This window comes from Yersinia frederiksenii ATCC 33641 (genome assembly GCF_000754805.1).
In the GTDB taxonomy this organism is placed as follows: domain Bacteria; phylum Pseudomonadota; class Gammaproteobacteria; order Enterobacterales; family Enterobacteriaceae; genus Yersinia; species Yersinia frederiksenii.
The window spans coordinates 2,777,669-2,792,104 of record NZ_KN150731.1 but is presented as its reverse complement, the minus strand read 5'-3'; the positions used below and the strand labels follow the sequence as shown (position 1 = coordinate 2,792,104).

Below are 14,436 nucleotides of genomic sequence, written 5' to 3'. Positions count from 1 at the left end.
ATGCCAGCAACCCTCTTGTACAATCTATCGGCAGGAATTGACTAAACTTTAACAATAAAAAATGCCAGCAAGGTAGCCTTGCTGGCACGATTAAAGGACGCTTGCGAGTTGTTCGCTAGTTACTTGGCTTGAGCGAAACGTGCTGCTGCTTCGTCCCAGTTAACCACGTTCCAAAATGCTTTGATGTAGTCTGGGCGACGGTTTTGGAATTTCAGGTAGTAAGCGTGTTCCCACACATCCAGGCCCACAATTGGGAAGCCAGATGCGCCACAAACAGCTTCACCCATCAGCGGGTTATCTTGGTTAGCAGTAGAAACAACCGCCAGTTTGCCGTCGTCTTTCAGCACCAGCCAGGCCCAGCCTGAACCGAAGCGAGTTGCCGCAGCTTGTTCAAATTTTTCTTTGAAGCTGTCAACGCTGCCGAAGTCGCGTTCGATAGCCGCTTTCAGGTCACCGGTCAGGCTAGTGCCTAATTTCAGGCCTTTCCAGAACAGGCTGTGGTTAGCATGGCCACCGGCGTTGTTACGCATGAAAGTGCGTTTTTCAGCAGGAACTTTGTCCAGATCTTTGATCAGATCTTCCACACTCAGTTTAGCCAGCTCAGGGAAGCTCTCCAACACCGTGTTCGCGTTGTTAACATAGGTTTGATGGTGTTTGGTGTGATGGATTTCCATCGTCTGCTTATCGAAGTGTGGTTCGAGGGCGTCATAAGCATAAGGCAGGGATGGCAGTGAATAACTCATAATCATCGTCTCCGTAGGTGTAGGGCGGCGCAAAAAAAGTAAGCACCGCGTAAGCATTCGGATCATTATAGTTAATTAAATGATATTGAAAATGATTATCAATGCCGTACATTTTGTATGGTTTTTCTATTCATAAATACGCTGCGGATGGGTATACACTGTTGCTCTGCCGGGTTTACTGAAGCCGACGAGTGTTAAATTACAGCGGTTTGCGACTTCTACCGCTAAGGTTGTTGCAGCAGAAACAGCAAATAAAATTTCAGCACCGCACATGGCGGTTTTTTGCACCATCTCATAGCTGGCACGGCTGGAAACCAGTACCGCGCCTTGCTGCCATGGCTGTTTGGCCCGAATTCCTAGCAGCTTATCCAGCGCTACATGGCGGCCAACATCTTCGCAACCTCCCAATAACTCCCCTTGTGGCGTAATCCAGGCCGCTGCATGAGTACAACCCGTCAGTTGTCCTACAGTTTGTACTTGCTTGAGTTGTGAAAGTGCATTGTCTAAATGATTCAAATTAAAAGTTTGTGTGAAAGGCAGAGGCGTGATGGGCCGGAAGATATCGTCTAACTGCTCAATACCGCAGACTCCACATCCCGTGCGACCCGCCATAGCGCGGCGGCGTTCTTTCAGGCCAGCAAAACGGCGGCTGGATAGCTCGATATTAACTTCGATGCCGTGACAACTGGGCGTGACATCAATGGCATAAATTTCGTTTGGTGCAGAAATAATGCCTTCCGAGAGTGAAAACCCCAGTGCGAAAGCTTCTAAATCTTTAGGGGTAGCCATCATCACCACATGAGAAATGCCGTTATACACCAGCGCCACCGGCACTTCTTCCGCCAGCCAATCCAGTTGTGGCTCTGCCATTTGATGACGCTGTAGCACGTTAAGTTGCTTGGCACCGTAAACTCCGGTGGGAAGGTCATTTTCTGAAGGTTTGATCTGGCTCACTATGCGGTCCTGAAAGTTATAACCCATAATCACAATGTGGTAACATTCACATCAAGAATAGTGTGGCTATATTCTGTTATCAGAAATGTATCCCACACTGAAAAGCTGGATATCGCGTAAGAGATTTTAACGCCTCCCATTTCGTTGAGGGAAGCGTGGACTGAATTTTAAATTCATACCCAAAATAATTCGAGTTGCAGGAAGGTGGCAAGCGAATGAGTTCCGATGAGCTTACTTCAGTAAGTTATTCGGAGGAGTGAGAGCCGCCAATGCACATGTCGCTCGAAGTATAAAGGGTAAAACATTGAAACAATCGTGAGATGAAGGAGAGACCCATGCAGGTCAGCAGAAGGCAGTTCTTTAAGATCTGCGCTGGCGGTATGGCGGGAACCACGGTCGCGGCACTCGGCTTTACGCCGTCAGTGGCGCTAGCGGAAACGCGCAATTATAAATTGCTGCGCGCCCGTGAAACGCGGAATACCTGCACATATTGCTCTGTCGGTTGCGGGCTTTTGATGTATAGCCTCGGCGACGGCGCGAAAAACGCCAAAGAGAGTATTTTCCACATTGAAGGGGACCCGGATCATCCGGTAAACCGTGGGGCACTTTGTCCAAAAGGTGCTGGTCTGGTGGACTTTATCCACAGTGAAGGCCGCCTGAAATACCCAGAATACCGCGCGCCGGGTTCTGATAAATGGCAGAGAATCACTTGGGATGATGCTTTTACCCGCATTGCCAAGCTGATGAAAGAAGACCGGGACGCAAACTTCATTAAGACCAACGACGCCGGTGTTACCGTCAACCGTTGGCTGAGTACCGGTATGCTGTGTGCTTCGGCATCCAGTAATGAAACGGGTTATCTGACCCAGAAATTTAGTCGCGCTCTCGGCATGCTTGCCGTAGACAACCAAGCACGTGTCTGACACGGACCAACGGTAGCAAGTCTTGCTCCAACATTTGGTCGCGGTGCGATGACCAACCACTGGGTTGATATCAAGAACGCGAATTTAGTTATCGTCATGGGCGGTAATGCGGCAGAAGCGCATCCGGTGGGGTTCCGCTGGGCGATGGAAGCCAAGATCCACAACAATGCCAAGCTGATCGTGATAGATCCGCGCTTTACCCGTACTGCGTCGGTGGCTGATTTCTATACGCCAATCCGTTCCGGTACCGATATTGCGTTCCTGTCCGGCGTATTGTTGTACCTGATCACCAACGAAAAAATTAACCGCGAATACGTCGAAGCCTATACCAACGCCAGCTTGCTGGTGCGGGAAGATTTTACCTTCGAAGATGGTCTGTTCAGTGGTTATGACGCCGAAAACCGCAAATACGACAAAACCACCTGGAACTATCAGTTGGATGAAAACGGTTTTGCTAAACGCGATGTCACGTTGCAAGACCCACGCTGTGTGTGGAACCTGCTGAAAGAGCATATCAGCCGCTACACGCCGGATGTGGTGTCCAATATTTGTGGTACGCCGAAAGAAGACTTCCTGACGGTATGTGAATATATCGCTGAAACCAGTGCTGCCAATAAAACGGCCTCATTCCTGTACGCCTTGGGCTGGACGCAACACTCCGTGGGTGCGCAGAACATTCGTACCATGGCGATGATTCAGTTACTGCTGGGCAATATGGGGATGGCGGGAGGTGGTGTGAACGCCTTGCGCGGTCACTCTAATATTCAGGGCCTGACTGACCTCGGTTTGCTGTCGCAAAGTCTGCCGGGTTATATGAGCCTGCCGTCAGAAAAACAGCCAGATATTGAAACTTACCTCAAGGCCAACACACCGAAAACCTTGTTGCCGGGCCAGGTAAACTACTGGAGCAATTATCCGAAATTCTTCGTCAGTATGATGAAGAGCTTCTATGGCGATAATGCTCAGAAGGAAAATAGTTGGGGTTACGACTGGTTGCCGAAGTGGGATAAAGGCTACGACGTCTTGCAGTATTTCGAGATGATGTCGCAGGGTAAAGTGAATGGCTATCTGTGCCAGGGCTTTAACCCGGTGGCTTCATTCCCGAATAAAAACAAAGTAGTAGCGGCGCTGTCGAAACTGAAGTTCTTGGTCACTATTGACCCGCTCAATACTGAAACTGCGAACTTCTGGCAAAACCACGGTGAATTTAACGACGTCGATCCGTCGAAAATTCAAACTGAAGTATTCCGCTTACCATCAAGTTGCTTTGCTGAAGAAAATGGCTCCATTGTTAACTCGGGCCGTTGGCTGCAATGGCACTGGAAAGGTGCTGATGCCCCAGGAGAAGCGCTGAACGACGGTGAAATTCTGGCGGGCATCTTTATGCGTATGCGCGAGATGTATCGCCGGGAAGGCGGTGCGGTGCCAGAACAGGTGCTTAATATGACCTGGGATTACCTGACCCCAGAAAATCCAGCGCCAGAAGAAGTGGCAATGGAGAGCAACGGTAAAGCACTGGCAGATATCACCGATGCTGATGGCAAGATACTGGTCAAAAAAGGCGAGCAACTTAGTACCTTTGCTCATCTGCGTGATGACGGTACCACCGCCAGTGGTTGCTGGATATTTGCTGGTAGCTGGACGCCGGCGGGTAACCAGATGGCGCGGCGTGATAACGCAGACCCATCCGGCCTTGGCAATACGTTGGGCTGGGCATGGGCATGGCCGCTTAACCGCCGCATTCTGTATAACCGTGCTTCTGCCGACCCACAGGGTAAACCTTGGGATCCGAAACGCCAGTTGCTGGAGTGGGATGGTGCCAAATGGACCGGGATTGATATTCCTGACTACAGTGCGGCTGCGCCGGGCAGTGATGTTGGGCCGTTCATTATGCAACCTGAAGGGATGGGGCGTTTGTTTGCCATCGACAAAATGGCAGAAGGGCCTTTCCCTGAGCACTATGAGCCATTCGAAACGCCGTTGGGTACCAACCCGCTGCATCCGAATGTGATATCTAACCCGGCCGCCCGTGTATTTAAAGACGATTTGGCCGCGATGGGTTCGCATGAGCAATTCCCATATGTCGGTACCACTTATCGTCTGACCGAGCATTTCCACTACTGGACTAAGCATGCGTTGCTCAACGCAATCACGCAGCCGGAACAGTTTGTGGAAATTGGCGAAAAACTGGCAGCGAAAAAGGGCATCAAACAGGGAGATACCGTGAAGGTCAGCTCCAACCGTGGCTATATTAAGGCCAAGGCGGTGGTGACCAAACGTATTCGCACACTGAATGTCCACGGACAAGAAGTGGACACCATTGGTATTCCGATTCACTGGGGATACGAAGGGGTGGCGCGAAAAGGCTTCCTGGCCAATACCCTAACGCCGTTTGTCGGTGATGCTAATACGCAAACGCCAGAGTTTAAGGCGTTCCTGGTCAACGTGGAAAAGGTGTAACGGAGAGAACCTATGTCACTGCAAACTCAAGACATTATCCGGCGCTCCGGCACCAACTCCCTTACGCCGCCGCCACAGGATCGTAACCATCAGGAAGAGGTGGCCAAACTTATTGACGTCACCACCTGTATTGGCTGTAAAGCTTGTCAGGTGGCGTGTTCGGAGTGGAACGATATTCGTGATGAAGTAGGTCATAACGTCGGGGTGTACGATAACCCCGCTGATTTGACGGCTAAATCATGGACGGTGATGCGCTTCTCTGAAGTTGAAGATGAAGAGAGTGGCAAGCTGGAATGGCTGATCCGTAAGGATGGCTGCATGCATTGTGCTGACCCGGGCTGCCTAAAGGCCTGCCCGTCGGAAGGGGCAATCATTCAGTACGCCAATGGTATCGTTGATTTCCAGTCAGAGCACTGTATCGGTTGTGGCTATTGCATTGCGGGTTGCCCGTTTGACGTGCCGCGCATGAACAAAGACGATAATCGGGTGTACAAATGTACCCTGTGCGTCGATCGCGTGGGTGTCGGCCAGGAACCTGCTTGTGTGAAAACCTGCCCGACCGGGGCGATTCACTTTGGCACCAAAGAGTCGATGAAAGAAGTGGCTGCAGGCCGAGTGGCGGAACTGAAAACCCGTGGCTTTGATAACGCCGGGTTATATGACCCAGCAGGAGTGGGAGGGACTCACGTGATGTATGTGCTGCATCATGCGGATAAGCCCCAGCTCTATCATGGTTTGCCGGAGAACCCGACCATCAGCCCAACAGTGACCTTCTGGAAAGGTATCTGGAAACCGCTGGCAGCAGTTGGTTTTGCAGCCACTTTTGCAGCCAGTATCTTCCATTACGTTGGTGTCGGCCCGAACCGGGTTGAAGAAGAAGAGGACGAGGACGAAGTACATACTCCGGACTCCGCACCTTCTGATACCGCCTCCAAGGAACCAGAGCAGACTACTACTGAGCACTCAGATGACGGGGAGACGCGGAAATGAAAAAAGAAAAGCGGATCCAGCGCTACAGTGCGCCGGAGCGAATCAACCACTGGATCGTCGCCTTCTGTTTCATGCTGGCCGCGATCAGTGGATTAGGATTCTTCTTCCCGTCATTTAACTGGTTGATGAATATTTTTGGTACCCCCCAGTTGGCGCGCATCCTTCACCCCTTCGCTGGGGTGATTATGTTCGCGGCCTTCCTAATCATGTTTTTCCGTTACTGGAAACATAACCTGATTAACAAGGAAGACCTGGAATGGGCTAAAAATATCCACAAAATTGCCATGAATGAGGAAGTCGGCGACACTGGACGCTATAATTTCGGTCAGAAGTGCGTATTCTGGGCTGCTATTATCAGTCTGGTGCTGCTACTGGCCAGTGGCGTGGTTATTTGGCGGCCTTACTTTGCGCCTTCTTTCCCGATTCCGCTGATTCGCCTGGCACTGTTGGTGCACTCACTGGCGGCGGTGGTATTGATTATCGTGATTATGGTGCATATTTATGCCGCCCTATGGGTGAAAGGCACGATTACCGCGATGGTGGAAGGTTGGGTACCGGCAGCATGGGCTAAAAAGCACCATCCACGCTGGTATCGTGAGGTTAACGCCAAACGGCAGCTTCAGAAAAAACAGGAAGAGAAACCCTGATGAGTATTCGCATTGTTCCTAAAGACCAATTAGGAAAACAGAGCGAAAAAGGTACAACGGCGGGGAATATCCCGCCGTTACTTTTCGCTAATTTAAAAAGCCTGTACACCCGGCGCACCGAACGTTTGCAGCAGTTAGCGCTGGATAACCCATTGGCTGACTATCTGGACTTTGCGGCTAAAATTACGCAAGCACAGCAAAAAGCGCTGCATGACCATCCGTTGGTGCTGGATATGCAAGCCGAGTTGGCACAATCTGCGGCGAGCGGTAAGCCACCGCTAGATTTGAGTGTGTTTCCGCGCACTGAACATTGGCGCAAGCTACTGTCAGCGCTGATCGCCGAGTTACGCCCGGATGCGCCCGACCATATTCAGGCGGTATTGGATAATCTGGATAAGGCCTCAGTGCATGAACTGGAACTGTACGCCGATGCTCTGTTAAACCGCGATTTTACACAGATTGGCAGTGAAAAATCGCCATTTGTTTGGGCCGCGTTGTCACTGTATTGGGCACAGATGGCCAGCCAAATTCCGGGAAAAGCCCGTGCTGAGTATGGTGAGCACCGACAGTTCTGCCCAGTATGTGGCAGTATTCCGGTATCCAGTGTGGTACATATTGGCACCAACAATGGTTTGCGCTATTTGCACTGTAACTTGTGTGAGAGTGAGTGGCATGTAGTGCGGATTAAATGCAGTAATTGCGAACAGACGCGCGATTTAAACTACTGGTCATTGGACAGTGAGTTGGCAGCAGTAAAAGCCGAAAGCTGTGGTGATTGTGGTACTTACCTGAAAATTTTGTATCAGGAAAAAGACCCGCAGGTGGAAGCTGTCGCAGATGATTTGGCCTCGCTGATTCTCGATGCCAAGATGGAAGGCGAAGGTTTTGCCCGCAGCAGTATCAATCCGTTTTTGTTTCCCGGTGAATAATATTTAATGCTAGCGTCAATACTGTTTACTTAACCCGCAGAGTGACGAATATCTGAGTGACTATGAGCGCAGAATCACATTTATTATACCGTCAGTTACCGGCAATCGATCGCCTGCTGCGTGAACCTGAAATGGCCCCGTTGCTGGCAGAATATGGCGCAGTTCTATTAGCTGAAACTTTACGCCAGTTACAGCTAGAGGCCAGAGAGCATATTCGTCAATTCGATACGTTGGCTGATTGGTGTACCGACTGGCCTGCTGCTCTACGTCAACGGTTAAGCCAACGTCAGCCCGCCTTAAAACCCGTCTTTAACCTTTCCGGTACCGTCCTGCATACTAATTTGGGCCGCGCGTTGTTGGCAGAATCAGCTATTTCTGCAGTGAACGACGCCATGCGGGGGGCTGTGACGCTGGAATATTCTCTGAGTGGCGCGCGTCGTGGTCATCGTGACCGTGCGGTTGCGGATTTACTCTGTGAACTGACCGGGGCAGAAGATGCTTGCATCGTCAATAACAACGCCGCGGCAGTGTTCTTGATGTTAACCGTGATGGCTGCCGGGAGACAGGTGGTGGTTTCTCGTGGCGAATTGGTCGAGATTGGCGGTGCTTTTCGCATTCCCGATGTGATGCGCCAGGCGGGTTGTGAATTAGTTGAAGTGGGGACCACCAACCGCACTCATCTGAAAGATTATCGCCAGGCTCTCAATGAGCATACCGGCCTGCTGATGAAGGTTCATACCAGCAATTATAGTATTGAGGGGTTCACGGCATCGGTTGCAGAGCAACAACTGGCCGCTTTGGGACGCGAGTTTGCCATCCCTACGGCAACGGATTTGGGCAGTGGTTCGCTTATCGATATGTCTAGCTACGGTTTACCCGCTGAACCGATGCCGCAGCAATTGATTGCGGCGGGTGTCGATTTGGTCACCTTCTCGGGCGATAAATTACTGGGTGGCCCTCAGGCTGGGATCATTCTGGGTAAAAAACAGTGGATTGACCAACTACAGCAGCATCCGCTTAAGCGAGTACTGCGAGCCGATAAAATGACGCTGGCTGCGCTGGATGCGACTTTGCGCCTCTATCAGCAGCCCGACAGGTTGACCGAGCTATTACCGACCATGCGATTATTGACCCGCCCGACAGAGGCTATTGCTGAAAGCGCCCAGCGAGTACGCGCCGTTTTGGCCGACTACTATGCTGACTTTATCTTGGCTGTAGAGCCATGCTGGTCGCAGATAGGTAGTGGCTCGTTACCAGTAGACAGATTGCCCAGTTGGGCGGTGACATTTGCTCCCAAAGAGGGCAGTGGCAGTGCTTTGGAAGCGCTAACCGAGCGCTGGCGTAGTTTGGCTAAACCCGTTATTGGCCGCGTCGCTGATGGGCGTTTATGGCTGGATTTGCGCTGTCTTGAGGATGAAGCAGCCTTGCTCAGAGAATTGGCATCATGATTATTGCAACCGCGGGTCATGTTGACCACGGCAAAACAACACTTTTACAGGCTATTACCGGCGTGAATGCCGATCGTCTACCTGAAGAAAAACAGCGCGGGATGACGATTGATCTGGGCTATGCCTATTGGCCGCAATCTGACGGCACTATTATCGGTTTTATTGACGTTCCCGGTCATGAAAAATTTTTAGCCAATATGCTCGCTGGCGTAGGCGGTATCGACCATGCTCTGCTGGTGGTGGCTTGCGATGACGGCGTGATGGCACAAACTCGCGAGCACGTGGCCATTTTACGCTTAAGTGGGCATCCGACACTGACGGTCGCGCTAACCAAAGCCGATCGAGTTGATGATGAACGTATTGCGCAGGTGCGTCAGCAGGTCATGGCTGAACTGGCTACACAGGGCTGGCAAATCGAGCAAGTGACGCTATTTGTTACTGCGGCGACCACCTCTCTGGGTATCAGCGAATTACGCGAACATTTGGCGCACTGTTATCAGCAAGATGAAAATGATGGCCGGTTACAACGGCGTTTTCGTTTGGCTATCGATCGGGCATTTAGTGTGAAAGGTGCCGGTTTAGTCGTGACCGGCACCGCATTGACAGGCAAGGTCGCGGTGGGCGATACCTTGTGGCTCACCGGCGGTGATTGCCCGGTCCGAGTCCGTGGTATCCATGCCCAAAACCAAGAAACTCAACAGGCGCAAGCCGGCCAACGCATTGCTCTGAATATCAGCGGTGATATTAGTAAGCAACAGATTAACCGTGGGGACTGGCTATTAGCGCAACAGCCGCCAGAGGCGCTAGATCGCGTGCTGGTTGTGGTTGATGCGGATGCGCCGATACAACATTGGCAACCGCTACATTTACATCATGCAGCCAGTCATATTACCGGGCGTTTTTCGCAGCTCAGCAGCCCGCAACCCGCTGATGATAAACCTCAATTGATATTGGCCGAGTTGTTACTGGATAGTCCCCTTTGGCTGGCTGAGAATGATCGTTTAATCCTGCGGGACATTGCTGCGAAGAAGACATTGGGTGGGGCGCGGGTCATTCATTTGGCGGTCCCTAAACGAGGTAAACGGCAACCGGCATTTTTGGCCTGGTTAACCGAGCTGGCACAGGCAACAAGCGACCGTGAAGTCTTGGATTTGCATTTGTCGCAAGGACCTGTCTCGATCCGCAAGTTCAGTTGGGCACGTCAGCTTAAAGACGATGATACGGCGGCGTTACTGACAAGTACCAATAGCATTGTGGCCGGTGATATTGCGTTGTCATCCCCACATGCCCAACAGGCGCAGCAGACGCTATTACATGTTTTATGCCTGTATCATCAGCAGCATGGCGACCAACTGGGGTTAGGGCGGGCGCGTTTGCGGCGCATGGCATTGCCGACCCTGGATGAGGGGCTGGTATTTCGCCTGATTGATAACTTGCTGGCGCAAGGGGCGTTAAAAAATACCCGTGGCTGGTTACATCTACCACAGCATGGATTGGCATTTACCGCGCAGGAGCAGGAGCTATGGCAGCAAGTTGCTCCCTACTTTGTTGATTCTCCGTGGTGGGTACGTGATTTAGCCACCACACTGCAAATGGATGAAGATGAGATGCGTAGCCTGCTACGAAAAGCCGCGCAACTGGGTCACATCACCGCAATAGTTCCAGACCGCTATTATCTGAGTCAGTGTATTGGACAGTTTGCTGATTTGGTCCGTGAGCTGGATGCCAGTCAAGGTAGCACCAGTGCCGCAGATTTTCGCGATCGGCTGGGTATTGGCCGCAAATTGGCAATTCAGATTCTCGAATTTTTTGACCGCAGCGGATTTACCCGACGTCGGGGCAATGATCATGTATTGCGCGACCGCGGATTGTTTTCTTCAATAGACTGAAATGCTGGAGGGAATGAGCGCCCTCCAGTTGAAATTACTCAGTTGCTATTGTCTGCGGCTGACGGCGGATAAATATCATCACCAAGCCCAGCCACACCAAGCCGCTGATCAGATTGAATAGGTTGAAGATACCGCTATTGCCCCACAGGTAAGCCACTTTGGCAAACTCAATCCCCAAGGTAAAGACCATCATGCTGATCATCCCCATGGCGGCCGATACCGTCCCTTTACTGATGTCGCTGGAGAACAGAGTCAGTCGTACCAAACCGGCGTTTGCCAGACCAATACCAAAGGCATAGAGGCTCAGCCCTGCGGTCATCCACAGATATGCGTGGGATGAATAGAGTGTTGAGCCTGCGGCAACCATCAGGCCAATAATCATCGGGCCTGCGCCGTAGCGAATAAGCTGCGGAACGCTGGTTTTGCCACTCAATTTTGCCAGTGTCAGGTTACCAATAATCAGCGCACCGAAGATAGGAACCTGCAAGATACCGTATTCAATCGTCGAAAGTTGCTCGCCACTGATCAGAATCACCGGGGATTGAGCAATCCACGCCAGCAGGGGCAGACTGGCAAAACCCAATGCCAGAGAACCGCACAAGAAGCGGCGGTTAGCGAGCACCAGCTTATAGTCATGCCACATAGCACCCACAGACAGTTTTTCACCTCTGCGCGAGGCGGTTTCTGGCATAGCACGCCACAAGCCAACAAATGAAATGGCTCCTAGCACGGCAAACAGCACAAACATTGCCTGCCACGGTGCCACATGAATCAGAGCGGCACCGGCCAATGGCCCAAGCAGCGGAGCAATGAGTGCTACGTTTGCCATCAATGCGGTGATTTTAATACAGACCGCTTCTTCAAATGATTCCTGAATGGTGGCGTACCCCACCGCGCCAATAAAGCACAAGCCAATGCCTTGCAGGAAGCGCATGGCAATAAACTGTTCGATGGTATTGACCAACAAAATAGCAAGACAGGTCACGACAAAGAATGCGACGCCAGTTAGCATCACCGGGCGTCGCCCACGGCGGTCCGATAAGGGGCCAAGTAGCCATTGCAGGAACATACCGCCCGCCAGATAAGCGGTCATGGAAGTCGGAACCCACTCTACACTGGCATTAAAATCCGCCACCACTGCCAGCATACCGGGCTGAATCATATCGTTGGCGATATAGGCGGCAAATTCGAACAATACCAAGCACAGCGGAAATAAAAGCGCCCGTCGACCTAAACGCGTCGCGGGTGAAAATGAAGTTTGCATAGATTAAGCTATTAATAGTAAACACAAAAAATGGGACAGCTCAGGCAGGATGTACAGTCAGAGCATGTCGGGACGGCTATTTTGCCGTCAATATAACCTTATAGCAACAATTACCCTTCGACCTAGTTTATTAGCTGATTGGCATGCTGATGACTTTAGGCATTTACTTTGCGTATATATTCAAATTTGCGTTATTGTTTGTCACCTTATTATTCGCGCTATAAATAGATAAACACTTTTATGTCAGTAACAGTAAGACGGGTGATAGAGAATATAAATGACCAATAAGATTGGCTGGATTGATAATCTGCGGGCAGTAGCCTGCATTATGGTGGTCATGATCCATGCCACGACCTATTACATCACTAGCGGTGCGCAGGTGGGAGAAGCAAGCTGGGACATTGCCAATTTGTTGAATTCGGCGTCTCGGGCATGTGTGCCCTTGTTCTTTATGATCTCCGGCTATCTGTTTTTGGGTGAAAAAAGTGCGCAGCCAAAGCACTTTACCCGTATTGGGCTGTGTCTGTTGTTCTACAGTTTGGTTGCGCTGATTTATATTTCGACCCTGACCCACATCAATGGTTGGGCTGCATTGATGAATATCCTGCAAAAGCCGGTGTTTTATCATTTGTGGTTTTTCTACGCCATTATCGTGGTGTATCTGGTTTCCCCGCTGATTAACGTCAAGCCGGTATCGGGCCGCTATCTGGCCGTTATCATCCTGCTGTTGGCCGTGCTGGCTAATCCACAGGCCAGTAAATATTCGATTGGTGGCTTCCATTTACTGCCGATAAACCTCTATATCTATGGCGATACTTTCTATTATCTGCTGTATGCGCTGCTGGGGCGGGCAATTGGTATGCTGGAAACTCAAGGGCGGGTCATCAGTTGGGGGGTGGCATTGCTATTTATCGTGAGTGTCATATTGATTGCCATCTCGACGGAGAAACAGACACGAATCAATGGCAGTTTCGCCGATACTTTTTATATGTATTGCAGCCCGCTAGTCTTTGTTGCTGCCGTATCACTGCTGGTGTGGTTTAAAAACTGCCTTAACAAGCCGGTTACCTGGTTGAGCTGGTTGGCCGGACATTCACTGGCAATTTACGGCTTCCATGCGCTGATTATTCATTTTATCCGCACCCATCATTATGATATTACTGCCTATCCGATACTGGATATTTTCTATGTCTTCGCCTTGGCTCTGGTACTGAGCACGTTATTATCGATGGGGCTACAGCGCATTGACCGGCGGCGTTTGGTCAGTTAACCACGGTGAGCCCACGTTGTTGCGCGCGACGTAGCTGGCGCCCGGAGGAAAATCCGGCCGCCAGCGCCGCTTTCTCCAGATTAAGCCCTTCCTGCAAACGGACTTCAGCCACTGCCACCCGTAATTGTTCGTGAAACTCACGCACACTGATGCCGACATGTTCGCGGAATAGTCGGGTCAAATGGCGGCTGCTGACATGTGCCTTTTGCGCCACCTGGAGCAGCGACCACTCCGCTTGCGGTTCTGCGGACATCACATCTTGCGCACGATGAACTGCCGGATGGAGGTGATTGCGATAACGTAACCAGGGCGAAAGTTGCGGGTCATCGCCAGAGCGACGGAAATAAACCACCATCTCTCGCGCCACCTCCAATGCAGTTTGCGGGCTGCAATAACGGCTAATCAGATGCAACGACAGGTCAATACCCGCAGTAATACCAGCACTGGTATATACCCCACGATCTTCAACAAAAATTCGGTTTTCTTTGGTTTGCGCGCGCGGCGCTTGTTGGCGCAACCGCTCTAATACATGGTGATGGGTGGTGCATTGATAACCATCCAGTAATCCGGCTTGGGCCGCCAAGAGTGCACCAGAACAGACACAAACTAAGATAGTTTTTTGCTGCGCAATGGCGGCTTTTTGCTGCTGTAACCAATGGCGGGCGATGGCTGCCGTTTCGGTTGCAAAATAGTGGCGCGAATCACTGACTCCCGGCACGACCAATAAACTGCCTTCTGGCAAATTGTCGGGCAGTGGTTGTAACTGGCCCAACATCATCTCGGTGGAAGACATCACCTCGGGCAGTGGGCTGATATAGGAAAGTTTAAACGACCCTGCCAGTCGTAAAGTTTCCGCAGGGCCAGTTAAGTCCAGCGACAGCACGCCGGGCAGCAAGAGAAAGTAGACATTTCGTTGCAT

At 51.2% G+C, this 14,436-nt stretch carries 11 protein-coding genes; 7 read left to right on the top strand and 4 right to left on the bottom strand.

Annotated elements, in window-relative coordinates; translation table 11 throughout:
- Window positions 1-119: 119 nt before the first annotated feature.
- Together sodA and fdhD are read right to left on the bottom strand one after the other, a co-directional pair.
- Complete coding sequence (gene sodA, locus DJ58_RS09410) at window positions 120-743, bottom strand: superoxide dismutase [Mn] (RefSeq protein WP_032910564.1); 624 nt, start codon at window positions 741-743, stop codon at window positions 120-122.
- A 126-nt stretch (window positions 744-869) separates the two neighbouring features.
- A complete protein-coding gene (gene fdhD, locus DJ58_RS09415) occupies window positions 870-1,724 on the bottom strand; it encodes a formate dehydrogenase accessory sulfurtransferase FdhD (RefSeq protein ID WP_072013970.1) in 855 nt (284 codons plus the stop codon).
- A 308-nt stretch (window positions 1,725-2,032) separates the two neighbouring features.
- On the opposite strand from fdhD, the gene fdnG reads away from it, so the two are divergent.
- The 6 genes from fdnG to selB all read left to right on the top strand — a co-directional run bounded on the left by fdnG (window position 2,033) and on the right by selB (window position 10,983).
- Window positions 2,033-5,080 carry a formate dehydrogenase-N subunit alpha gene (gene fdnG, locus DJ58_RS09425; protein WP_086019098.1) on the top strand — a complete coding sequence of 1,016 codons (3,048 nt, stop codon included), beginning with the start codon at window positions 2,033-2,035 and terminating at the stop codon, window positions 5,078-5,080.
- Between the two features lie 12 nt (window positions 5,081-5,092).
- A complete protein-coding gene (gene fdxH, locus DJ58_RS09430; RefSeq protein ID WP_004707246.1) occupies window positions 5,093-6,070 on the top strand; it encodes a formate dehydrogenase subunit beta in 978 nt (325 codons plus the stop codon).
- Entirely contained in the window at window positions 6,067-6,717 is a 651-nt protein-coding gene (gene fdoI, locus DJ58_RS09435; RefSeq protein ID WP_032910562.1) for a formate dehydrogenase cytochrome b556 subunit, read from the top strand. The genes fdxH and fdoI overlap by 4 nt, the downstream gene beginning before the upstream one ends.
- Window positions 6,717-7,646 (top strand): formate dehydrogenase accessory protein FdhE, encoded by a 930-nt coding sequence (gene fdhE / locus DJ58_RS09440; RefSeq protein WP_004707245.1) that lies wholly within the window; start codon window positions 6,717-6,719, stop codon window positions 7,644-7,646. Before fdoI ends, fdhE begins: the two co-directional genes overlap by 1 nt.
- 62 nt (window positions 7,647-7,708) lie before the next feature.
- Entirely contained in the window at window positions 7,709-9,094 is a 1,386-nt protein-coding gene (gene selA / locus DJ58_RS09445) for an L-seryl-tRNA(Sec) selenium transferase (protein ID WP_004707244.1), read from the top strand.
- The gene (gene selB / locus DJ58_RS09450) at window positions 9,091-10,983 is read left to right on the top strand and encodes a selenocysteine-specific translation elongation factor (RefSeq protein ID WP_032910561.1); all 1,893 of its coding nucleotides are present in this window, start codon (window positions 9,091-9,093) and stop codon (window positions 10,981-10,983) included. The genes selA and selB overlap by 4 nt, the downstream gene beginning before the upstream one ends.
- Window positions 10,984-11,017: 34 nt before the next feature.
- Here the strand turns inward: selB and DJ58_RS09455 are convergent, their stop codons facing one another.
- Window positions 11,018-12,247 carry an MFS transporter gene (locus tag DJ58_RS09455; protein ID WP_004707242.1) on the bottom strand — a complete coding sequence of 410 codons (1,230 nt, stop codon included), beginning with the start codon at window positions 12,245-12,247 and terminating at the stop codon, window positions 11,018-11,020.
- 277 nt (window positions 12,248-12,524) lie between these two features.
- Here DJ58_RS09455 and DJ58_RS09460 point away from each other — a divergent pair, with 277 nt between their 5' ends.
- Entirely contained in the window at window positions 12,525-13,517 is a 993-nt protein-coding gene (locus DJ58_RS09460) for an acyltransferase (RefSeq protein ID WP_004707241.1), read from the top strand.
- Here the strand turns inward: DJ58_RS09460 and DJ58_RS09465 are convergent.
- The gene (locus DJ58_RS09465) at window positions 13,510-14,436 is read right to left on the bottom strand and encodes a GlxA family transcriptional regulator (RefSeq protein WP_032910560.1); all 927 of its coding nucleotides are present in this window, start codon (window positions 14,434-14,436) and stop codon (window positions 13,510-13,512) included. The two genes, DJ58_RS09460 and DJ58_RS09465, sit on opposite strands and share 8 nt — an antisense overlap.

What these genes read in the sequence shown, in the direction of transcription:
- sodA (WP_032910564.1), bottom strand. Translation starts at nt 743, where the DNA reads ATGAGTTATTCACTGCCATCCCTGCCTTATGCTTATGACGCCCTCGAA.
- fdhD (WP_072013970.1), bottom strand. Translation starts at nt 1,724, where the DNA reads ATGGGTTATAACTTTCAGGACCGCATAGTGAGCCAGATCAAACCTTCA.
- fdxH (WP_004707246.1), top strand. Translation starts at nt 5,093, where the DNA reads ATGTCACTGCAAACTCAAGACATTATCCGGCGCTCCGGCACCAACTCC.
- fdoI (WP_032910562.1), top strand. Translation starts at nt 6,067, where the DNA reads ATGAAAAAAGAAAAGCGGATCCAGCGCTACAGTGCGCCGGAGCGAATC.
- fdhE (WP_004707245.1), top strand. Translation starts at nt 6,717, where the DNA reads ATGAGTATTCGCATTGTTCCTAAAGACCAATTAGGAAAACAGAGCGAA.
- selA (WP_004707244.1), top strand. Translation starts at nt 7,709, where the DNA reads ATGAGCGCAGAATCACATTTATTATACCGTCAGTTACCGGCAATCGAT.
- selB (WP_032910561.1), top strand. Translation starts at nt 9,091, where the DNA reads ATGATTATTGCAACCGCGGGTCATGTTGACCACGGCAAAACAACACTT.
- DJ58_RS09455 (WP_004707242.1), bottom strand. Translation starts at nt 12,247, where the DNA reads ATGCAAACTTCATTTTCACCCGCGACGCGTTTAGGTCGACGGGCGCTT.
- DJ58_RS09460 (WP_004707241.1), top strand. Translation starts at nt 12,525, where the DNA reads ATGACCAATAAGATTGGCTGGATTGATAATCTGCGGGCAGTAGCCTGC.
- DJ58_RS09465 (WP_032910560.1), bottom strand. Translation starts at nt 14,436, where the DNA reads ATGCAACGAAATGTCTACTTTCTCTTGCTGCCCGGCGTGCTGTCGCTG.